Source organism: Pseudomonas saponiphila (assembly GCF_900105185.1).
Classification (GTDB): Bacteria; Pseudomonadota; Gammaproteobacteria; order Pseudomonadales; family Pseudomonadaceae; genus Aquipseudomonas; species Aquipseudomonas saponiphila.
Map to the genome: position 1 here is coordinate 2,241,725 of NZ_FNTJ01000002.1, position 21,411 is coordinate 2,263,135.

Genomic DNA, 21,411 nt, shown 5'->3' on the forward strand with positions numbered 1-21,411 from the left:
GTGGGTTATGCAAGTTAAGCGTTTTTTCGCCGCCGATATGCGTCAGGCCATGAAACTGGTTCGTGATGAGTTGGGCGCTGAAGCTGCCATCATCGGCAACCGGCGGATTGCCGGTGGGGTCGAGCTGACGGCTGCGCTGGATTACAAGTTGTCGGCCCTGTCGCCGCGGGTTCCGAACATGGAGCTTGAGGACGAGTTGCGCAAGACTCAGTCGCGGATCGTTACTGCCCAGGCCGAACTGAGCCTGCGGGGCGAGGGCGACACTGCCTCGATCACCAATCGCCAGCTGTTCGCCGGCCTGCCGCTCACTGCTGCCGAACCGCTGATCGAGCCGACCCTGACCGAGCGTCCACGCCCGGCCCCGGCGCCAGCCGCGCCGGTTGCAGATTCCCGTGCGCTGGACTCGATGCGTTTCGAGCTCAACGGCCTGCGCGAACTGCTGGAAGTGCAGCTCGGTTCCCTGGCCTGGAGTCAATTGCAGGGCAGTCGTCCTGAGCAGGCCAACCTCTGGCGCCGTCTGCAGCGCATCGGCCTGTCCGGTCCGCTGGCCCGTGATCTGCTGGCACTGATCACGGATATCGACGAGCCCCGCCAGGCCTGGCGCATGCTGCTGGCGCACCTGGCGCGGATGATCCTGACGCCGGAAGTCGAGCCTCTGGAAGAAGGTGGCGTGATCGCCATGGTCGGCCCCGCCGGCATGGGCAAGACCACCACCCTGGCCAAGTTGGCGGCGCGCTATGTACTCAAGTACGGCGCACAGAACATTGCCCTGGTCAGCATGGACAGCTTCCGTATCGGTGCCCAGGAACAGCTCAAGACGTTGGGGCGTATCCTCAATGTCTCGGTGACCCATGTCGATCCTGGGCAGTCACTGGCCCAGGCTCTGGATCCACTGTTGCGCAAGCGCGTAGTGTTGATCGACACCGCCGGCCTGCAGGCCAGCGATCCGGCATTGCGCATGCAACTGGAAAGCCTGGCCGGTCGCGGAATCCGGGCTAAGAACTATCTGGTGCTGGCGACCACCAGCCAGAAGCAGGTGCTGACCGCCGCCTACCACAGCTACAAGCGCTGTGGTCTGGCCGGCTGCATCCTGACCAAGCTGGATGAAACAGCCAGCCTTGGCGAGGTCTTGAGCCTGGCCATCAGTCATGAATTGCCGGTCGCCTATCTGACCGATGGTCCGCGGATTCCTGACGACCTGCATCTGCCTCGCCGGCATCAGCTGGTGAGCCGTGCAGTGAGCGTGCAGATGCAAGAGGAGCCCAGCGAAGAAGCCATGGCCGACATGTTCGCTGATCTCTACCACAGTCCGGCCAAGCGGGTCGGCTGAGTTAGACATGAAAAGATTGCAGTGTATCTACATCGATGGTCTGCCATGCATTGTTCCAACGGTGAACGCGCAGCCAGTTATGTGGCCCCGTCTAAGTAAGACAAGGTAAAGAAAGAACATGGGCAGCATGCATCCCGTACAGGTGATTGCGGTGACCGGCGGCAAGGGTGGCGTCGGCAAGACTAATGTGTCAGTGAACTTGTCCCTGGCTCTGGCTGAGCTCGGCCGGCGGGTCTTGCTGCTGGATGCCGACTTGGGACTGGCCAACGTCGATGTCCTGCTGGGCCTGACACCCAAGCGCACCCTGGCGGATGTCATCGAAGGGCGCTGTGAGCTGCGTGATGTGCTGCTCCAGGGGCCTGGCGGTATCCGTATCGTCCCGGCCGCCTCCGGCACCCAGAGCATGGTGCACCTGAGTCCGGCCCAGCACGCCGGCCTGATCCAGGCCTTCAGCGACATCGGCGACAACCTCGATGTGCTGGTGATCGACACCGCTGCGGGTATTGGTGACTCGGTAGTCAGTTTCGTCCGCGCGGCCCAGGAAGTGTTGCTGGTGGTCTGCGACGAACCGACTTCGATCACCGATGCCTATGCGCTGATCAAGTTGCTCAACCGCGACTACGGCATGAACCGTTTCCGGGTCCTGGCCAACATGGCCCAAAGCCCTCAGGAAGGGCGCAACCTGTTTGCAAAATTGACCAAGGTCACGGATCGCTTTCTGGACGTGGCCTTACAATACGTCGGCGCAGTTCCCTACGACGAAAGCGTGCGCAAGGCCGTGCAAAAGCAGCGTGCGGTCTATGAAGCCTTTCCTCGTTCGAAGTGTGCATTGGCGTTCAAGGCCATCGCGCAAAAAGTCGATACCTGGCCGTTGCCGGCGAACCCTCGCGGGCATCTGGAGTTTTTTGTCGAGCGCCTGGTGCATCAAACAGCGGGACCGGTGCTATGACTGCCAGCGGCTACAACCTCTACAAGAAGTCGGCGCGTGACAGCCAATACGAATTGATCGAGCGCTACGCGCCTCTGGTCAAGCGCATTGCCTATCACCTGCTGGCGCGGTTGCCGGCCAGTGTTCAGGTGGAAGACCTGATTCAGGCCGGGATGATCGGTTTGCTCGAAGTGTCGACCAAGTACGACGCGAGCAAGGGGGCGAGTTTCGAAACCTACGCGGGTATCCGTATCCGCGGGGCGATGCTCGACGAGGTTCGCAAAGGCGACTGGGCACCGCGTTCGGTGCACCGTAATACACGCATGGTCAGTGATGCCATTCGTGCAATTGAAGCTAAAACCGGTCGTGACGCTAAAGATCATGAAGTTGCGGCCGAACTTCAATTGAGTCTCGACGATTATTACGGGATTTTGAACGACACCTTGGGCAGCCGCCTGTTCAGTTTCGACGACCTGTTGCAGGACGGCGAACATGAAGGGCTGCATGAGGATGGCGCCAGTGCTCATCTCGAGCCGTCACGGGACCTGGAGGATGAACGCTTCCAGGCCGCCTTGGCGGATGCGATTGCCAATTTGCCGGAGCGCGAGCGACTGGTGTTGGCGCTGTACTACGACGAAGAGCTGAATCTCAAGGAAATCGGTGAGGTCCTGGGGGTCAGCGAATCGCGGGTCAGCCAGTTACACAGCCAGTGCGCGGCCCGTTTGCGGGGGCGTTTGGGGGAGTGGCGAGCGCGCTGACAGGCAGTGTGGGGACACTGCGATCGGGACCGGTAAGGCAAGCGCTGCGCCGGTCTTGCGGTGTGTGCTCCATGCAGTCGTTGTGTGTTATGCCGAATTGATTGAATGGCGCGTTCAGGTGCTGGATGCGTTTAAGACTGCTTGGAGGTCGAATTGGACAAGAACATGAAAATCCTCATCGTTGATGACTTTTCAACGATGCGGCGGATCATAAAAAACCTGTTGCGTGATCTGGGTTTCACCAACACGGTCGAGGCCGACGATGGCACTACTGCCATTCCGGTACTCAACAGCGGGAGCATCGACTTTCTGGTAACGGACTGGAACATGCCAGGCATGACCGGTATCGACCTGCTGCGTCACGTGCGTGCCGATGAAAAGCTCAAGCACCTGCCGGTGTTGATGGTGACTGCGGAAGCCAAGCGCGAGCAGATCATCGAAGCTGCCCAGGCCGGCGTAAACGGCTATGTAGTCAAACCATTCACGGCTCAGGCGTTGAAAGAGAAGATCGAAAAGATCTTCGAACGCATCGGTTGATGTACGTAGCCATTCCGCCACGGGGGAGCTATGGAGCATAACGAATCTTCACTGGGCGACTTTGAGTCGACCCTGAAAAAACATGCACTGGAACTGGTCGAGAGCCTGGAAAAGGGCAAGTTCGGCGACGCTGTGCAATTGATCCATGAGCTCAATCAGACCCGTGACCGCGGCCTGTATCAGGAAGTGGGCAAGCTCACCCGCGAGCTGCATAGCGCGATCGTCAATTTCCAGATTGACCCGCACATGCCGCAAGCCGAGGAAGTTTCACAGATCACGGATGCCACTGAGCGCCTGTCCTATGTGGTCCGGCTCACGGAAGCCGCCGCCAACCGCACCATGGACCTGGTAGAGAGCAGCACCCCGCTGGTCAATGGCCTGAGCACTGAAGCCCAGGTCTTGAGCGCAGATTGGGGGCGCTTCATGCGGCGCGAGGTCGGTGCTGAAGAGTTTCGCGAACTGGCGCGCCGGGTCGACAGTTTCCTGACGCGCAGCGAGCAGGAAACCCGCACCGTTTCCGGCCACCTCAACGACATTCTGCTGGCGCAGGATTACCAGGACCTGACCGGTCAGGTGATCAAGCGTGTGACCCAGTTGGTCACGGAAGTCGAAAGCAATCTGCTCAAACTTGTCTTGATGGCCAGTCAGGTCGATCGCTTCGCCGGTATCGAACATGACCGTGAATCGATCCTCGCGGAAAAAGATCCGCAAAAACATCTCGCCAAGGGTGAAGGTCCGCAGATTCATGCCGATAAACGGGAAGACGTTGTGTCCGGTCAGGACGATGTAGACGATTTGCTTTCCAGCCTTGGATTCTAGGAGCACCCATTAATGAGCTTCGGCGCCGATGAAGAGATCCTTCAGGATTTCCTGGTTGAGGCCGGCGAGATTCTAGAGCAACTGTCCGAACAACTGGTCGAGCTGGAAAGCCGACCGGATGATGCGGACCTGCTCAATGCAATTTTTCGCGGTTTTCACACTGTTAAAGGGGGCGCCGGCTTCCTCCAGCTCAATGAGCTGGTGGAGTGCTGTCACATTGCCGAGAACGTCTTCGACATCCTGCGCAAGGGTGAGCGACGGGTTGATTCGGAACTGATGGACGTGGTGCTTGAGGCGCTGGACGCGGTGAACGGCATGTTCAGCCAGGTCCGTGAGCGCACCGAAATCACTGCGGCGACACCGGAACTGCTGGCCGCGTTGGCGCGGCTGGCCGAGCCTGCCGGGGCCGAACCCGCAGCGCCGGTGGTCGAGGAAGTGGCCGAAGCCGCTGTCGAGCCTGAGCCCGAGGTCGAGGCCCCGTCAGGGGATATCACCGATAACGAATTCGAACTCTTGCTCGACTCGCTGAATGCCGCCAAGGCCGACGCCGAGGCCGCACCTGCTGCCGCGCCGGTGGCCGAGGGCGAGCCCGCCAGCGACGAGATCACCGATGCCGAGTTCGAGTCCCTGCTGGATCAGTTGCATGGCAAGGGGCAGTTCGCTCCCGATGCCGTAGCTCCCGCAGCGCCTGCTGCCGCTGGCGCTGCCGCGGCTGGCGACGAAATCACCGATGACGAATTTGAAGCCCTGCTGGACCAGTTGCATGGCAAGGGCAACTTTGCCGTGGACGCACTGGAGTCCGCGGTGGCCGCGGTGCCTGCCGCGCCGGCGCCAAGCGCTGCGGCGGCCGGTAGCGACCTGATCACCGATCACGAATTCGAATCCCTGCTGGATGAGCTGCACGGCAAGGGCAAGTTCTCTGAAACTCCGGGTGCGGCCAAACCTGCAGCGGCAGTTGCGGCGGCACCGGCTGCGGCAACCAGCGCCGCCGTCGCCAAACCCGTGGCGAAGAAGCCTGAAGCCAAGGCCGAGGCGCCAAAACCGGCAGCGGCTGCAGCGCCGGCACCGGCTCGCGCCGCAGCGGCGCCGCCAGCGGAAAAGCCTGCCAGCGAAGCGGAAACCACGGTGCGGGTCGATACCGCGCGCCTGGACGAAATCATGAACATGGTGGGCGAGCTGGTGCTGGTGCGTAACCGTCTGGTGCGCCTGGGCCTGAACAGCGGCGACGAAGCCATGTCCAAGGCGGTGTCGAACCTGGACGTGGTGACCGCCGACCTGCAGACCGCGGTGATGAAGACCCGCATGCAGCCGATCAAGAAGGTGTTCGGGCGCTTCCCGCGTCTGGTTCGCGACCTGGCTCGGCAGCTCAAGAAAGAGATCAACCTGGAACTGGTGGGGGAGGAAACCGACCTCGACAAGAACCTGGTAGAGGCCCTGGCCGACCCGCTGGTGCACTTGGTGCGCAACGCGGTGGACCACGGCATCGAGTCGCCGGAAGAGCGCGAAGCCTCGGGCAAGGCCCGTGGCGGCAAGGTGGTGCTGGCGGCGGAGCAGGAAGGTGACCACATCCTCCTGTCGATTTCCGACGATGGCAAGGGCATGGACCCCAACGTTCTACGCGCCATCGCCGTCAAGCGCGGCGTGATGGACAAGGACGCCGCCGACCGCCTGAGCGATACCGAGTGCTACAACCTGATCTTCGCCCCGGGCTTCTCCACCAAGACCGAGATCTCCGACGTCTCCGGCCGTGGTGTGGGCATGGACGTGGTGAAGACCAAGATTTCCCAGCTCAATGGCTCGATCAACATCTACTCGACCAAGGGCCAGGGTTCGAAGATCGTCATCAAGGTGCCGTTGACCCTGGCGATCATGCCGACCCTGATGGTGATGCTGGGCAACCAGGCGTTCGCCTTCCCGTTGGTCAACGTCAACGAAATCTTCCACCTCGACCTGTCCCGCACCAATGTGGTGGACGGCCAGGAAGTGGTGATCGTGCGTGACAAGGCATTGCCCCTGTTCTACCTCAAGCGCTGGCTGGTCAGTTCCGCGGCTCATGAAGAGCAGCGTGAAGGCCACGTAGTGATCCTTTCGGTGGGCACCCAACGGATCGGCTTTGTCGTCGATCAGTTGGTGGGCCAGGAAGAAGTGGTCATCAAGCCCTTGGGCAAAATGCTTCAGGGAACCCCGGGCATGTCCGGCGCCACCATTACCGGTGACGGCCGCATCGCTCTGATTCTCGATGTTCCGAGCATGCTCAAGCGTTACGCCGCACGGCGTATTTGATTCGGCGGGGAGGGGCGGTTGGCCTCGCCCCACCTAACGGAGTGTTTATGGCAGTCAAAGTCCTGGTGGTGGACGATTCGGGTTTTTTCCGCCGCCGCGTCTCGGAAATTCTTTCAGCGGATTCGAGTATCCAGGTCGTCGGTACGGCGACCAACGGTAAAGAGGCGATCGATCAGGCCCTGGCGCTCAAGCCGGACGTGATCACCATGGACTACGAGATGCCGATGATGGATGGCATCACCGCAGTGCGGCATATCATGCAGCGCTGCCCGACGCCGGTCCTGATGTTCTCTTCCCTGACCCATGAAGGCGCTCGAGTGACCCTCGATGCGCTGGATGCCGGGGCCGTGGATTTCCTGCCGAAAAATTTCGAAGACATCTCGCGCAATCCCGAGAAGGTCAAGCAACTGCTGTGCGAGAAAGTCCACAGCATCTCGCGCAGCAATCGTCGTTTCAGCAGCTACAGCACCCCGGCGCCGCAACCGACCGCACCGACTGCACCAGCTCCGACCCCGTCGAGCTTCGGCAGTGCACGCCCGGCGCCAGCACCGGCTCCGGTCCGTGCTTCGGCAGCGGCTGCAGGTCCGGCATCGCCGGCGCCCAAGCGCAAGGCCTACAAGCTGGTGGCGATCGGTACGTCCACCGGTGGCCCGGTGGCCTTGCAGCGGGTCCTGACCCAGCTGCCGGCCAACTTCCCGGCCCCTATCGTGCTGATCCAGCACATGCCGGCGGCGTTCACCAAGGCCTTTGCCGAGCGTCTGGACAAGCTCTGCCGCATCAGCGTCAAGGAAGCCGAGGATGGCGACATCCTGCGTCCAGGCCTGGCGCTGCTGGCGCCGGGCGGCAAGCAGATGATGATCGACGGTCGTGGCGCGGTGAAGATTCTTCCCGGCGACGAGCGTCTGAACTACAAGCCGTGCGTGGACATCACCTTCGGTTCTGCGGCCAAGTCCTACAGCGACAAAGTTCTGGCGGTGGTACTCACCGGCATGGGCGCTGACGGTCGTGAAGGTGCGCGCCTGCTCAAGCAGGGCGGCAGCGCGGTCTGGGCCCAGGATGAAGCCAGCTGCGTGATCTATGGCATGCCCATGGCCATCGTCAAGGCCAACCTGGCAGACGCGGTGTACAGCCTGGATGACATCGGCCGGCATCTGGTCGAGGCCTGCCTCTGATGGATGTGCTCAGCCTAATCGGGATCATCATGGCGTTTGTCGCCATCATCGGTGGCAACTACCTGGAAGGTGGTCACCTGTCGGCACTGGCCAACGGCCCAGCCGCGCTGATCGTGCTCGGCGGCACCATTGGTGCTGCCTTGTTGCAGTCGCCGTTGAGCGCTTTCAAGCGAGCCATGCAGATCCTGGTGTGGATCCTGTTTCCGCCTCGGGTCGATCTGCCCGGCGGCATCGACCGGGTGGTCAACTGGAGCCTGACCGCGCGCAAGGAGGGCCTGCTGGGCCTGGAAGGCGTGGCGGATGCCGAACCGGACACCTATTCGCGCAAAGGCCTGCAACTGCTGGTGGACGGCGCCGAGCCGGAAGCCATCCGCAGCATCCTCGAGGTGGATTTCTACACTCAGGAAAGCCGTGATATCGAGGCCGCCAAGGTCTTCGAGAGCATGGGCGGCTATGCGCCGACCATCGGCATCATCGGTGCGGTCATGGGGCTGATTCACGTGATGGGCAACCTGGCCGATCCGTCCCAGCTGGGTAGCGGCATTGCCGTGGCCTTCGTCGCCACCATCTATGGTGTGGCCAGTGCCAACCTGGTGCTGTTGCCGATCGCCGCCAAGCTGAAATCCATTGCCCTGCGCCAGTCGCGTTACCGGGAAATGCTGCTCGAAGGCATCCTGTCGATCGCCGAAGGCGAAAACCCCCGCTCCATCGAGCTGAAGCTGCAAGGCTTCATGGACTGATTATGGCCCGTCGTCGCCAGCAAGAAGAACACGTCAACCATGAGCGCTGGTTGGTTTCCTACGCCGACTTCATCACCTTGCTGTTCGCGTTTTTTGTGGTCATGTACTCGATTTCCTCGATCAACGAGGGCAAGTACAAGGTGATTTCCGAAGCCTTGATCGGGGTCTTCACCGACTCCGATCGCAGCCTCAAGCCGATTCCCATCGGTGATGAGCGGCCCAGGACCGTGACCCCGGCCAAGCCTCTGGTCAAGGACAGCGAGCAGGTCGACGCCGGGATTTCCGCTGGCAGCGATCCGCTCAAGAGCATCGCCGATGACATCAGCGCGGCCTTTGGCGATCTGATCAGCTCGAACCAGATGACCGTGCGCGGCAACGAGTTGTGGGTGGAGATCGAACTCAACTCCAGCCTGTTGTTCGGCAGTGGCGACGCCATGCCCAGCGACCAGGCGTTCACCATCATCGACAAGGTGGCGAAGATCCTCAAACCCTTCGACAACCCGATCCATGTCGAGGGCTTCACCGACAATCAGCCGATCCAGACCGCGCAATACCCGACCAACTGGGAGCTGTCCTCGGCCCGCTCGGCGAGCATCGTGCGCATGCTGGCGATGCAGGGTGTCAATCCGGCACGGATGGCCTCCGTGGGCTATGGCGAGTTCCAGCCGGTGGCCAACAACGCCACTGCCGAAGGCCGGGCGCGCAATCGGCGGGTGGTGCTGGTGGTGTCGCGCAATCTCGATGTGCGGCGCAGCCTGACCGGTACCGGCACCGCCAATGCAACACCGGATGCGGCACTCAAGCGTGCTGGCACCGCCAATGCAACACCGGATGCGGCACTCAAGCGTGCTGGCACACAAACTGCACCAACCCCGGTTAAAACGCCGGTACAGGGAAGCGCCGTCAATTCTCCGTCACCCGCTTTGTAACTTAGCGCTATGTCTCGCCCTGCTGTGGCTGGGCGGGAGGAACCAACCGAATGAGAGTCTGGGCAGTCGCCAATCAAAAGGGTGGTGTTGGTAAAACCACCAGTTCCATCGCTTTAGCCGGCTTGCTGGCCGAGGCGGGCAAGCGCGTGGTCGTGGTCGATCTCGACCCCCACGGTTCCATGACCAGCTACTTCGGCTACGACCCGGACAGCCTGGAGCACAGCAGCTACGATCTGTTCCTGCACAAGGGCAACGTGCCCCAGGACCTGCCGGGCCAACTGCTGCTGGGCACCAGCCATGAACAGATTTCCCTGTTGCCGTCGAGCACCGCCCTGGCCACCCTTGAGCGCCAGTCGCCGGGGCAGAGCGGCCTGGGCCTGGTGATCGCCAAGAGCCTGGCGCAGCTGTGGCAGGACTTCGACTACGCAGTGATCGACAGCCCGCCGCTGCTCGGCGTGTTGATGGTCAACGCCCTGGCGGCCAGCCAGCAGTTGGTGATTCCGGTGCAGACCGAACACCTGGCGGTCAAGGGCCTGGAGCGCATGGTCAACACTCTGGCCATGGTCAACCGCTCGCGCAAGCAACCACTGCCGTTCAGCATTGTGCCGACCCTGTTCGATCGACGGACCCAGGCGTCCCTGGGCACGCTGCGGATTCTGCGGGACAAGTTTCCCGAGGAAATCTGGCAAGGCTATATCCCGGTGGATACCCGCCTGCGGGACGCCAGCCGGGCAGGGGTCACCCCCTCCCAGTTCGATGGCAAGAGTCGCGGCGTACTGGCCTACAAGGCCTTGCTCAAGCACTTGCTGGCCCAGCAACTCGTGGCGCAGGTGGCTTGACGTGAAGGCTTATTCAAGTCGCCCGACGGCCTGGCCGATAACCTCCACAGGTCAATGTGTCGGGGTTTTCGCGTGGGTATCCTTATGAACCGTCCTCTGGATATCAAGAGCCGGCCCCAGCTGGCGCTGCAGTCGTACCTGGACGCTTTGCTGCAGGATGCCACCGAAGAAGAACTGGTTCCGGAGCCCGCAGTTGCGGTTGCCGTCGAGGTTGCGCCGCCAGCTTTGCTGGTCACGTCCGAGGCCGGTAGCGAAGTGCTGGACGAATTCCAGGCAGCAGTGTTGGAAGAGCAGGCGCGGGATGCGTTGCTTCAGCAGCAGGCGGCTCCTCTCGCCCGGGCGGCGGAGCCGATGCCGGCGCCAGCCGTTCTGGAAGCGCCGCCGCCGGTGCTGACCTCGATCTCCCCCGTGGTGCCGATGCTTCAAGCGCTGGTGCCGCCGGTGGTCGAAGTGCACCTGCCACCCAGCAATACACCACCGCCGGTCATCGGCAGCGACCGTCCCAGCTGGGCCGCGGAACCTTTCGAATGCCTGTTGTTCGATGTTGCCGGCCTGACCCTGGCGGTGCCGCTGGTGTGCCTGGGTTCGATCTATTCTCTGGCGGGACAGGAACTCACGCCGCTGTTCGGTCAGCCGGAGTGGTTCCTCGGTATCCTGCCGAGCCAGGCCGGCAACCTGAAAGTGCTGGATACCGCCCGTTGGGTCATGCCGGATCGTTACCGCGATGATTTCCGCCAGGGCCTGCAGTACGTAATCTCGGTCCAGGGCTATGAGTGGGGGTTGGCGGTGCATCAGGTCAGCCGTTCGTTGCGCCTGGACCCCAATGAAATCAAGTGGCGCAGTCATCGTGGCCAACGCCCGTGGCTCGCCGGCACCGTGATCGAACACATGTGCGCCTTGCTCGACGTGGCCGAACTGGCGGAGTTGATCGCCACCGGTGGTGCCAAGCAGCTGGCTATCAGTCAAGCGGCGCACAAGCCGAAGTGAAGCAAACACAGGCGGCGTCCATTGGGCGCAGCCACACAGAACACACACCGTTTTCAACGGTTTTTTGAGGGGTCAGGGTATGAATAAGTCGTCGTCTGCACAGGGTTCCGAAGATCCGATCCTGCAATGGGTCACCTTCAAGCTGGATAACGAGTCCTACGGCATCAACGTGATGCGCGTCCAGGAAGTGCTGCGCTACACCGAGATCGCTCCGGTGCCGGGTGCTCCGAGCTACGTGCTGGGGATCATCAACCTGCGCGGCAACGTGGTCACGGTAATCGATACCCGCCAGCGTTTCGGCCTGGTGCCCACCGAAGTCAATGACAACACCCGGATTGTCATCATCGAAGCCGACAAGCAAGTGGTCGGGATCATGGTCGACAGCGTGGCGGAAGTGGTTTACCTGCGTCAGTCGGAAGTCGAAACCGCACCGAATGTCGGTAACGAAGAGTCGGCCAAGTTCATTCAGGGCGTCTGCAACAAGAACGGCGAACTGCTGATTCTGGTCGAGCTGGACAAGATGATGAGCGAAGAGGAATGGTCGGAACTGGAGAGTATCTGATTGATCCTCGAGGTAGCGGTGATTGTCCTGGCGATCCTCTGGGTCGCCACTGTGGCGCTGTTTCTGTCGTACACCCGCAATCAGCGGCAGATCGCCGCCCAGCAAGCCGAAGGCGATGCCGTGCGCGATCAGCGGATCAAGGAGCTGGCCAAGCGCGTCGACCATTACCAGAACGGTACGGTGCGCATGGGCGAGGATCTGCATGAACTGCGAGCGGTGGTAGCGCCGTTGCCAGACAAACTGGCCCAGCTGGAGCAGCGTGACCCCTCCAGCCTGTCCTTCGCCCAGGCCGCGCGCCTGGTGGGCATGGGCGCCAGCGTCGACGAACTGACCCAGTCCTGCGGCTTGACCCAGGCCGAGGCGGAACTGGTCAGCAAGCTGCACAAAGGTTGAAGCGCAGCTTCAAGTCGCAAGCTGCAAGCTGCAAGTTTCCAGCTTGAAGCTTGCGGCTTACAGCTCGTAACCGTCCCCTGTGATGTCTTTCTCCTGTTCCACCTGATGCGGATCATGTCCGGCCGGGAATTTGCCCTTGAGGTTCCAGGCGAAGGCGATGATTTCGGCAATGGTCCGGTACAGCTCCGGCGGAATGCTCTCGCCCAACTCCAGGCGTGCCAGGAGCTTCACCAGTTCGGCGTTCTCATAGATCGGCACTTCATGGTCCCGAGCGATCTTCAGGATGGCTTCGGCCAGTGCATCGTCGCCCTTGGCGGTGAGGGTCGGGGCTTGCTGGCCGTCGTACTTGAGGGCAATGGCCTGGCGTGGTGGCGGAGAGTGTTTCATGCGGTTTCGTCGACCCAGCGTTGTTCCAATCGGGTTTGCGGGCCCCGGGGCGGGACGCCCAGGTGGCAGTCCAGATCGCCGACATCCAGCCCCGCGGCCAGCAGGCGTTCACGCAGGTTGCCCAGGTGGCTCTCGATCAGGCCTGCCGTGTAGGGACGCTCGGCCCACAGCTGGCTGGACAGGCGTCCTTGAATCAGTTGCGCCTGGACCTGCAGCGGCCCCAGCGGGTCGAGGTCGAACGCCAGGTCGACCCGCCACAGCGCTTGTTTGACCGGGCGCTCGTCACGCTTGTGCGACGGTTCTGGTTCGGGTTCCTGCGTTTCTTCCCGTTGCAGCTTGACCTGCAAGGGCACGATGTCTTGCAGATTGCGCATGGGGATTTCCAATTGCCAGGTGGTCAGTTGCCGGCCATCGTCGGTCAGGCCGCTCTGTTCCAGGCTCGCCAATTGGTGGCTTTGCAGGCGTGATACCGCGGCGGCGGCCAGGCGCAGCAAATGTTGCAGGTCACCTTCGCCATCCAGGCTTTGCAGCAGTCGCTGTGGCAGTGGGAAGCCGCCGGGCGAGGTCTTGGCGCTGACCTGGCCGAGGGTGCCCAGGGCGCTGCGTACAAAGCTCGGCAGCGATTGCGCCAGGGTGTTGGCGGCGATGATTGCGTTGAAGCTGCTGGAGGAGGGCAGTCCCGGGGTCAGCTGGGCGATCAGGCGCAGCAGGTCGCCCTTCAGGTCGGGCGCCTGAGCGGGATTGGCTCCGGCCAGCAGCTTGGCTTCCAGGAACAGACCGCTGCCCAGCAGGGCCTGGGCCACTCCGCGCGAGGTGCTCAACTGTTGCTGGTCCGGCAGACCGGCCAGCAAGCGCTCCACGGCGGCCCGCAGGTCGGCCGATGACGTGGACAGTTCGCTGTCGGCGGGCAGGTTCTGCAGGAGGTTGATCAGCCCGCTCAGGGAGCCCTGGCGGCTTTGCTGGCTGGCCAGTTGTGCGGCGATGGCCAGTTGCTCCTGGCGGTTGCCCAGGGGGACGAAGTTCAGGGTCTGCGCATCCGCCACCAGGGCGCTGAGCAGGCTGCCGATACGCAGCGGCTGCGGGCTGTCGATGCTCAAGGTGGCGCCGCTTTGAGCGGTATTGAGCAGGCTGACCAGCGAGCGATAGATCAGCGGCTGGTTGGTGCCCTGGGGCAGCGGCTGGCTCGTCAGGACCTTGCCCTGGAGCAGGGTGCCCGGGGGCAGTTGACTGGTGTCCAGGCGAGTCAGGGCAGCGACGTTGGAGGCAATGGCCTGCTGCACGGTGATCGCCAGGTTGCCGGCCGAAGGCTGGATCACCGCCAGGCTGGTGCCCTGGGGCAAGGGCTGGCTGCTGGTGGCCTGCACGGTGGTTTGCCGGCCGTTGTCCAGGGTCACCTTGAGCAGCAGCTGGAAGGTCTGGTCGGTCTGCTTGAGCGACAGCACTTCGGCCTTGGCGCTCTGGCCGGCGGCAATCAAGCCTTCCAGGGGCGGCACCAGCTTGAGCAGTTCGCCGCTGATCGGCTGAGGGCGCAAGGGGCCGGGAGCGGGCACCTGGGGCAGTGGCAGGATGTTTATTTCGCCTGTCATTCGGACACAACCTGTGGAAATTAGCCCTCTTTAGAGTAGGGCTTCGCATGTATAATGCCGCCCGTCTTTGGGGGAGTGGGGAAAACATTGCAAATGTTTGACGCAGCTCTCTAGAACAGGCCGCCAATGCATTTATCCTGCATCCCTTTAACGGCCGCTCCACTGCCGACTTGAACCCGTAAAGGCCCACCATCCCTTGACCAGCCCTCTTCTTGAAGCCGTAGCACTCTCTTGCGAGCGCGACTGGCGGATGCTGTTTGAACACTTGGAGTTGCGTCTGACCGGCGGAGACATGGTGCAGATCAGCGGCCCCAACGGCAGTGGCAAGACCAGCTTGCTGCGCTTGCTCGCCGGCCTGATGCAACCCACCAGTGGCCAGGTACTGCTCAATGGCCAGCCCTTGCATGGCCAGCGTGCTGAACTGGCGCGCAACCTGTTGTGGATCGGCCACGCCGCCGGAATCAAGGATGTCCTGACTCCCGAGGAAAATCTCAACTGGCTCTGTGCCCTGCACCAGCGGGCCACGCGCGACGCTATCTGGCAGGCCCTGGCGGCTGTCGGCCTGCGCGGTTTCGAGGACGTCGCCTGTCACACCCTGTCCGCCGGCCAGCAGCGCCGTGTGGCCCTGGCCCGGCTGTACCTGGACGGCCCCCCGCTGTGGATCCTCGACGAACCCTTCACCGCCCTGGACAAACAGGGCGTGGCCCAGCTCGAGGAGCACCTGGCCAATCATTGCGAACGCGGCGGCATGGTGGTCCTGACCACTCACCACACTCTGGCTCGCATGCCGTCGGGCTACCGCGATCTGGACCTGGGACGGTGGGCGGCATGAGCGTATTTGCCCAATTGCTGGCCCGTGAAGCGCGCTTGCTGTTCCGACGTCCGGCGGAGCTGGCCAATCCCCTGGTGTTTTTCGCCATCGTCGTCGCACTGTTCCCATTGGCCGTGGGACCTGAGACAAATCTGTTGCAAACCTTGTCTCCGGGGCTGGTCTGGGTGGCGGCCTTATTGTCCGTCCTGCTCTCGCTAGACGGGCTTTTTCGCAGTGATTTCGAGGATGGATCCCTTGAGCAGTGGGTCCTTTCGTCGCACCCCCTGGCTCTTCTGGTTTTGGCCAAGGTACTGGCACACTGGGCCTTTTCCGGCCTGGCACTGGTATTGCTTGCACCCTTGCTGGCCTTGATGCTCGGCTTGCCTACCGCCTGCCTGCCGGTGTTGCTGCTGTCATTGCTGCTGGGCACTCCGGTGCTGAGCCTGCTGGGCGCAGTGGGCGCTGCACTGACGGTGGGGTTGAAGCGCGGTGGCTTGCTGCTGGCGTTGCTGATCCTGCCCTTGTACATCCCGGTACTGATTCTCGGCAGTGGCGCCTTGCAGGCGGCGCTGCAGGGCATGCCGGCGACAGGTTATCTGCTGTGGCTTGGGAGCCTGACCGCCCTGGCAGTGACCCTTACACCCTTTGCAATAGCTGCTGGCCTGAAGATCAGCGTCGGCGAATAATGAGGTCTGGTTGTTTTTTGACCAGTAAAGACCCTGGCTGTTCGTGAAAGCGAAGAGCAACCGTGATGGAAACAGTGAATGAACTGGACTTGGTTTCATAAGCTCGGCTCGCCTAAATGGTTCTACGGCATCAGCGGCAGGATGCTGCCCTGGCTCAGCATCGCCGCGGTGTTGCTGATTGCCGTCGGCGTGGTCTGGGGCCTGGCCTTCGCGCCGCCGGACTACCAGCAGGGCAACAGCTTTCGCATCATCTATATTCATGTTCCGGCGGCGATGCTGGCCCAGTCCTGCTACGTGATGCTGGCGGTCTGCGGCGTGGTCGGCCTGGTGTGGAAGATGAAGCTGGCGGACGTGGCGCTGCAATGCGCGGCGCCGATCGGCGCCTGGATGACCGCTGTGGCGCTGGTGACCGGGGCCATTTGGGGCAAGCCGACCTGGGGCTCATGGTGGGTCTGGGATGCACGACTTACGTCGATGTTGATCCTGCTGTTTCTGTACTTCGGTCTGATTGCCTTGGGCAACGCCATCAGCAATCGTGACAGCGCCGCCAAGGCCTGTGCGGTGCTGGCTATTGTCGGCGTGGTGAACATCCCGATCATCAAGTACTCGGTGGAGTGGTGGAACACCCTGCACCAGGGCGCAACCTTCACCCTCACCGAGAAACCGGCCATGCCGGTGGAAATGTGGCTGCCGCTGCTGCTCACCGCCTTGGGCTTCTACTGCTTCTTCGGTGCCGTGCTGTTGCTGCGCATGCGCCTGGAAGTGCTCAAGCGCGAAGCCCGGGCCAGTTGGGTCAAGGCCGAAGTCCAAGGTTGCCTGGAGAGCGTTCGATGAGTTTTGCATCCTTCAGCGACTTTCTCGCCATGGGCCATCACGGCCTGTATGTCTGGTCGGCCTATGGCATCTGCCTGGCGGTCCTGGCCGTCAACGTGGCGGAGCCGATCCTGGCCCGCAAGCGTTATCTGCAACAAGAGGCGCGTCGTCTGCGCCGGGAGAACGGTAAGTGAATCCGCTGCGTAAAAAGCGTCTTTTGATCATCCTGGCGATCCTGGTGGGCGTCGGCATCGCCGTCGGCCTGGCCCTCAGCGCGCTGAAGGAAAACATCAACCTGTTCTACACCCCGACCCAGATTGCCAACGGCGAAGCGCCGCTGGACACGCGGATTCGTGCCGGAGGCATGGTCCAGGCCGGTTCCCTGGAGCGCTCCGCCGACTCCCTGGACGTCAAGTTCGTGGTCACCGACTTCAACAAGTCGGTGACCATCACCTACCGTGGCATCCTCCCGGACCTGTTCCGCGAAGGGCAGGGCATTGTTGCCCTGGGCAAGCTCAATACCGATGGCGTGGTGGTGGCCGATGAAGTGCTGGCCAAGCACGACGAGAAGTACATGCCGCCGGAAGTCACCAAGGCGTTGAAAGACAGCGGCCAGTCGGCACCGACACCAGCCAAAGAGGGGTAAGCCATGAGTTCCGCACTGTTCATTCCTGAACTCGGCCAACTGGCGATGATCCTCGCCCTGTGCTTTGCCCTGGTCCAGGCGGTGCTGCCGCTGCTGGGGGCCTGGCGCGGCGATCGGCTGTGGATGAGCCTGGCCCAGCCGGCGGCCTGGGGGCAGTTCGCCTTCCTGGTGTTTGCCTTCGGCTGCCTGACCCATGCCTTCATGACCGACGACTTCTCGGTGGCCTATGTGGCCCACAACTCCAACAGCGCCTTGCCCTGGTACTACAAGTTCAGTGCGGTATGGGGCGCTCATGAAGGTTCGCTGCTGCTCTGGGCACTGATCCTGGGTGGCTGGACCTTCGCCGTGTCGGTGTTCTCGCGCCAGTTGCCCCAGGTGATGCTGGCCCGGGTGCTGGCGGTAATGGGCCTGATCAGCACCGGCTTCCTGTCGTTCCTGATCGTCACTTCCAACCCGTTCGCGCGGATCCTGCCGCAGGTGCCGGCCGATGGGCGTGACCTCAATCCGCTGCTGCAGGACATCGGCCTGATCGTTCATCCGCCGATGCTCTACATGGGCTATGTCGGTTTCTCGGTGGCCTTCGCCTTTGCCATCGCGGCGTTGCTGGGCGGTCGCCTGGACGCCGCCTGGGCCCGCTGGTCGCGGCCCTGGACCATTGTCGCCTGGGCCTTCCTCGGCATCGGTATCACCCTGGGCTCGTGGTGGGCCTACTACGAGCTCGGCTGGGGTGGCTGGTGGTTCTGGGACCCGGTGGAGAACGCCTCGTTCATGCCTTGGCTGGTGGGCACGGCGCTGATCCACTCCCTGGCGGTCACGGAAAAGCGCGGGGTATTCAAGAGCTGGACTGTGTTGCTGGCGATTGCGGCCTTCTCCCTCAGCCTGCTGGGGACCTTCCTGGTGCGCTCCGGGGTCCTGACCTCGGTCCATGCCTTCGCCGCAGATCCCGAGCGTGGCGTGTTCATCCTGATCTTCCTGCTGTTCGTGGTGGGCGGCTCGCTGACCCTGTTCGCCCTGCGCGCGCCGGTGGTCAAGAGCCATGTGGGCTTCAACCTGTGGTCCCGTGAAACCCTGCTGCTGGGCAACAACCTGGTGTTGGTAGTGGCAGCCTCGATGATTCTGCTGGGCACCCTCTACCCGCTGGTACTGGATGCCCTGAGCGGCGCCAAGCTGTCGGTGGGGCCGCCGTACTTCAACGCGCTGTTCATTCCGCTGATGGCGCTGCTGATGGTGGTGATGGCGGTGGGCGTGCTGGTGCGCTGGAAGGACACCCCGGTGAAATGGCTGATGGGCATGCTTGGTCCGGTATTGCTGGGTAGCGTGGCCCTGGCCGTGGTGGCGGGCATTGCCTACGGCGATTTCAACTGGGCGGTGCTGGCGACCTTCCTGCTGGCGGCCTGGGTGCTGCTGGCCGGGGTGCGCGACCTCTTCGACAAGACCCGGCACAAGGGCCTGATCAAGGGGCTGCCCGGCCTGACCCGCAGTTACTGGGGCATGCAACTGGCGCACCTGGGCATCGCCGTCTGTGCCCTGGGCGTGGTGCTGTCGAGCCAGAACAGCGCCGAGCGCGACCTGCGCCTGGCGCCGGGTGAATCCATGGAACTGGCCGGCTATCACTTCATCTTCGAGGGCGCCAAGCATTTCGAAGGGCCGAACTTCACGTCCGACAAGGGCACCGTGCGTGTGGTGCGCGATGGCAAGGAAGTGGCGGTGCTGCACCCGGAAAAGCGCCTGTACACCGTGCAGAGCTCGATGATGACCGAGGCCGGGATCGATGCCGGTTTCACCCGTGACCTGTATGTGGCCCTGGGCGAACCCCTGGGTGAAGGCGCCTGGGCGGTGCGGGTGCACGTCAAGCCGTTCGTGCGCTGGATCTGGTTCGGCGGCCTGCTCACCGGTTTTGGTGGCTTGCTCGCGGCCATGGACCGGCGTTACCGGATCAAGGTTAAAAGCCGCGTGCGCGAAGCGCTGGGCATGACAGGAGCTACGGCATGAGACGCTGGATGATGATGTTGCCCCTGGCGGTGTTCCTGGTGGTGGCGGTGTTCCTCTATCGCGGGTTGTACCTGGATCCGGCCGAGCTGCCGTCGGCGATGATCGGCAAGCCGTTCCCGGAGTTCTCCCTGCCGTCGGTGCAGGGCGACAAGACCCTGACCCGTGCCGACCTGCTGGGCAAGCCGGCGCTGGTCAATGTCTGGGGCACCTGGTGCATTTCCTGCCGGGTCGAGCACCCGGTGCTGAACAAGCTGGCCGAGAAGGGCGTGGTGATCTACGGCATCAACTACAAGGACGTCAACGCCGACGCCCTGAAGTGGCTGGCCGAGTTCCACAACCCCTACCAACTGGATGTGCGTGACGAGGAGGGCTCCCTGGGCCTGAACCTCGGCGTCTACGGCGCCCCGGAAACCTTCTTCATCGATGCCAAGGGCATCATCCGCGACAAGTTTGTCGGGGTGATCGACGAAGTGGTGTGGCGCGAGCAACTGGCCGCCAAGTACCAGGCCCTGGTCGATGAGGCCAAGCCATGAAGCGCTGGTTAGCCGCCGCCATCCTCGGCCTGGGCATCGCCGGTGTGGCCCACGCTGCTATCGATACCTACCAGTTCGCCAGCGACGCCGAGCGCGAAAGGTTCCACGAGCTGACCAAGGAACTGCGCTGCCCCAAGTGCCAGAACCAGGATATCGCCGATTCCAACGCGCCGATTGCCGCCGACTTGCGCAAAGAGATTTTCCGCATGCTCGGCGAGGGCAAGGACAATCAGCAGATCATCGACTTCATGGTCGACCGCTACGGCGACTTCGTGCGCTACCGGCCGGCCCTGACCGGCAAGACCGCGCTGCTCTGGTTCGGCCCTGCCGGGCTGCTGCTGGGCGGCCTGGTGATCATTGCCGTGATTGTCCGGCGTCGGCGCGTGGAGCGCAGCGACAGCCCGAATACGCTTTCCGTCGAAGAGCGTCAGCGCCTCGACCAACTGCTGGATAAAAACCACCCATGATTGATTTCTGGCTTGCAGCAGGCCTGCTGCTCCTGATCGCCCTGAGTTTCCTGTTGATCCCGGTATTGCGCGAGCGTCGTGCCCAGCGTGAAGAGGATCGTACCGCGCTGAACGTGGCGCTTTATGAAGAGCGCGTGGCTGAACTGCACGGCCAGCAAGCCGAAGGCGTGCTCAGTGCCGAGCAGATGGACGCCGGGCGCGCCGAAGCGGCCCGGGAACTCTTGGCGGACACCGAAGGCAGCGGCACGGCGCGTACTTCGCGCCTGGGCAAGCCACTGCCATTGCTGGCGGCGCTGTTGGTGCCGGTGCTGGGCCTGGGCCTGTACCTGCATTTTGGTGCTAGCGACAAGGTCGAGCTGACCCGGGAATTCGCCCAGGCGCCGCAGTCCATGGAGGAAATGACCCGGCGCCTGGAGCGCGCGGTGGCGGCCCAGCCGGATTCTGCCGAAGGTCTGTATTTCCTCGGACGCACCTACATGGCCCAGGATCGCCCGGCAGACGCGGCGAAGATCTTCGAACGCACCGTAGCCGTGGCCGGCCGTCAGCCCGAACTCCTGGGGCAATGGGCCCAGGCCCAGTACTTCGCCGACAACAAGCAATGGTCGGACAAGGTCCAGGGCCTGACCGACGAAGCGCTGAAAGCCGACCCCAACGAAGTCACCAGCCTCGGGCTGCTGGGGATCGCCGCCTTCGAAGGCGGGCGCTACCAGGACGCCATCGATTACTGGAAACGGCTGCAGGCGCAACTGCCGCCGGACGACAACTCCCGTGCGGCGCTGCAGGGCGGGATCGAGCGGGCCAGCGAGAAGCTGGTGGCCGGTGGCGGCAAGGTTGCCAGCGAGCCTGTGGCCCCGGCCAAGGGCGCGGTGCTCAAGGTTCGGGTCGACCTGGCAGCGCAGCTCAAGGCCAAGGTCCAGCCGGGCGACAGCGTGTTCATCTTCGCCCGTGCCACCCAGGGCCCGCCCGCACCGCTGGCGGCCAAGCGCCTGACTGTGGCCGATCTGCCGGCTACAGTCGAACTGGGCGATAGCGACGCGATGATGCCGCAGTTGAAACTGTCGAACTTCCCTGAAGTCCAACTGGTCGCGCGCATTTCCCGCGCCGGCAAGCCGACGGCCGGCGAGTGGGTTGGGCGTAGCCAGCCATTGCCCAGCAGCACCACGGCCGCGCAACAGCTGACCATCGACAGTCCGGATCAATAACCAGAGAAGCC

The 21,411-nt window shown here is 62.9% G+C and carries 24 protein-coding genes; 22 read left to right on the forward strand and 2 right to left on the reverse strand.

Translation table 11 applies throughout. The annotated features are described in order from the left end of the window. Positions 1–7 precede the first annotated feature (7 nt). From flhF to BLV47_RS32265, 13 genes are all read left to right on the forward strand, one after another. The gene (gene flhF / locus BLV47_RS32205; protein WP_092320535.1) at positions 8–1,330 is read left to right on the forward strand and encodes a flagellar biosynthesis GTPase FlhF; all 1,323 of its coding nucleotides are present in this window, start codon (positions 8–10) and stop codon (positions 1,328–1,330) included. 118 nt (positions 1,331–1,448) lie between these two features. Continuing rightward, positions 1,449–2,279 (forward strand): flagellar synthesis regulator FleN, encoded by an 831-nt coding sequence (fleN, locus tag BLV47_RS32210; protein WP_016963180.1) that lies wholly within the window; start codon positions 1,449–1,451, stop codon positions 2,277–2,279. Beyond that, the gene (gene fliA, locus BLV47_RS32215) at positions 2,276–3,016 is read left to right on the forward strand and encodes an RNA polymerase sigma factor FliA (protein ID WP_011060003.1); all 741 of its coding nucleotides are present in this window, start codon (positions 2,276–2,278) and stop codon (positions 3,014–3,016) included. Before fleN ends, fliA begins: the two co-directional genes overlap by 4 nt. A gap of 165 nt (positions 3,017–3,181) precedes the next feature. Next, a complete protein-coding gene (locus BLV47_RS32220; protein WP_003183998.1) occupies positions 3,182–3,553 on the forward strand; it encodes a chemotaxis response regulator CheY in 372 nt (123 codons plus the stop codon). Between the two features lie 30 nt (positions 3,554–3,583). Beyond that, a complete protein-coding gene (locus BLV47_RS32225; RefSeq protein WP_092320536.1) occupies positions 3,584–4,372 on the forward strand; it encodes a protein phosphatase CheZ in 789 nt (262 codons plus the stop codon). Between the two features lie 12 nt (positions 4,373–4,384). Further along, positions 4,385–6,655 carry a chemotaxis protein CheA gene (locus tag BLV47_RS32230; RefSeq protein WP_092320537.1) on the forward strand — a complete coding sequence of 757 codons (2,271 nt, stop codon included), beginning with the start codon at positions 4,385–4,387 and terminating at the stop codon, positions 6,653–6,655. A gap of 47 nt (positions 6,656–6,702) precedes the next feature. Continuing rightward, entirely contained in the window at positions 6,703–7,827 is a 1,125-nt protein-coding gene (locus tag BLV47_RS32235) for a protein-glutamate methylesterase/protein-glutamine glutaminase (protein WP_092320538.1), read from the forward strand. After that, positions 7,827–8,567, forward strand: a complete 741-nt coding sequence (locus BLV47_RS32240) for a flagellar motor protein (protein WP_016963185.1) — start codon at positions 7,827–7,829, stop codon at positions 8,565–8,567. Before BLV47_RS32235 ends, BLV47_RS32240 begins: the two co-directional genes overlap by 1 nt. Before the next feature lie 2 nt (positions 8,568–8,569). Next, a complete protein-coding gene (gene motD, locus BLV47_RS32245; protein WP_092320539.1) occupies positions 8,570–9,496 on the forward strand; it encodes a flagellar motor protein MotD in 927 nt (308 codons plus the stop codon). Between the two features lie 50 nt (positions 9,497–9,546). Beyond that, positions 9,547–10,335, forward strand: a complete 789-nt coding sequence (locus tag BLV47_RS32250) for a ParA family protein (RefSeq protein ID WP_092320540.1) — start codon at positions 9,547–9,549, stop codon at positions 10,333–10,335. Positions 10,336–10,419: 84 nt separating this feature from the next. Next, positions 10,420–11,322: a CheW domain-containing protein gene (locus tag BLV47_RS32255; protein WP_092320541.1), complete on the forward strand. Its 903-nt coding sequence runs from the start codon at positions 10,420–10,422 to the stop codon at positions 11,320–11,322. 79 nt (positions 11,323–11,401) lie between these two features. After that, entirely contained in the window at positions 11,402–11,884 is a 483-nt protein-coding gene (locus BLV47_RS32260; RefSeq protein WP_011060011.1) for a chemotaxis protein CheW, read from the forward strand. Further along, complete coding sequence (locus BLV47_RS32265) at positions 11,885–12,277, forward strand: DUF2802 domain-containing protein (RefSeq protein WP_016965424.1); 393 nt, start codon at positions 11,885–11,887, stop codon at positions 12,275–12,277. A gap of 57 nt (positions 12,278–12,334) precedes the next feature. Here BLV47_RS32265 and BLV47_RS32270 read toward each other — a convergent pair whose 3' ends face one another. Then, complete coding sequence (locus BLV47_RS32270) at positions 12,335–12,664, reverse strand: EscU/YscU/HrcU family type III secretion system export apparatus switch protein (protein WP_092320542.1); 330 nt, start codon at positions 12,662–12,664, stop codon at positions 12,335–12,337. Then, positions 12,661–14,250: a flagellar hook-length control protein FliK gene (gene fliK, locus BLV47_RS32275; RefSeq protein ID WP_092320543.1), complete on the reverse strand. Its 1,590-nt coding sequence runs from the start codon at positions 14,248–14,250 to the stop codon at positions 12,661–12,663. The genes BLV47_RS32270 and fliK overlap by 4 nt, the downstream gene beginning before the upstream one ends. A gap of 196 nt (positions 14,251–14,446) precedes the next feature. Between fliK and ccmA the strand changes: the two genes are divergently transcribed. The 9 genes from ccmA to ccmI all read left to right on the forward strand — a co-directional run bounded on the left by ccmA (position 14,447) and on the right by ccmI (position 21,400). Then, positions 14,447–15,082: a cytochrome c biogenesis heme-transporting ATPase CcmA gene (ccmA, locus tag BLV47_RS32280; RefSeq protein ID WP_092320544.1), complete on the forward strand. Its 636-nt coding sequence runs from the start codon at positions 14,447–14,449 to the stop codon at positions 15,080–15,082. Next, entirely contained in the window at positions 15,079–15,747 is a 669-nt protein-coding gene (gene ccmB / locus BLV47_RS32285; protein ID WP_042941197.1) for a heme exporter protein CcmB, read from the forward strand. Before ccmA ends, ccmB begins: the two co-directional genes overlap by 4 nt. A 78-nt stretch (positions 15,748–15,825) precedes the next feature. Continuing rightward, a complete protein-coding gene (locus tag BLV47_RS32290; protein ID WP_092320545.1) occupies positions 15,826–16,581 on the forward strand; it encodes a heme ABC transporter permease in 756 nt (251 codons plus the stop codon). Continuing rightward, positions 16,578–16,754 (forward strand): heme exporter protein CcmD, encoded by a 177-nt coding sequence (ccmD, locus tag BLV47_RS32295; protein WP_092320546.1) that lies wholly within the window; start codon positions 16,578–16,580, stop codon positions 16,752–16,754. Before BLV47_RS32290 ends, ccmD begins: the two co-directional genes overlap by 4 nt. Next, the gene (gene ccmE / locus BLV47_RS32300; RefSeq protein WP_092320547.1) at positions 16,751–17,206 is read left to right on the forward strand and encodes a cytochrome c maturation protein CcmE; all 456 of its coding nucleotides are present in this window, start codon (positions 16,751–16,753) and stop codon (positions 17,204–17,206) included. The genes ccmD and ccmE overlap by 4 nt, the downstream gene beginning before the upstream one ends. A 3-nt stretch (positions 17,207–17,209) precedes the next feature. Then, the gene (locus tag BLV47_RS32305) at positions 17,210–19,198 is read left to right on the forward strand and encodes a heme lyase CcmF/NrfE family subunit (protein WP_092320548.1); all 1,989 of its coding nucleotides are present in this window, start codon (positions 17,210–17,212) and stop codon (positions 19,196–19,198) included. Then, positions 19,195–19,731 (forward strand): DsbE family thiol:disulfide interchange protein, encoded by a 537-nt coding sequence (locus BLV47_RS32310; RefSeq protein WP_016965415.1) that lies wholly within the window; start codon positions 19,195–19,197, stop codon positions 19,729–19,731. Before BLV47_RS32305 ends, BLV47_RS32310 begins: the two co-directional genes overlap by 4 nt. After that, entirely contained in the window at positions 19,728–20,198 is a 471-nt protein-coding gene (locus tag BLV47_RS32315; RefSeq protein ID WP_092320549.1) for a cytochrome c-type biogenesis protein, read from the forward strand. Before BLV47_RS32310 ends, BLV47_RS32315 begins: the two co-directional genes overlap by 4 nt. Then, positions 20,195–21,400, forward strand: a complete 1,206-nt coding sequence (gene ccmI, locus BLV47_RS32320; protein ID WP_092320550.1) for a c-type cytochrome biogenesis protein CcmI — start codon at positions 20,195–20,197, stop codon at positions 21,398–21,400. The genes BLV47_RS32315 and ccmI overlap by 4 nt, the downstream gene beginning before the upstream one ends. The last annotated feature ends 11 nt before the right edge of the window (positions 21,401–21,411 follow it).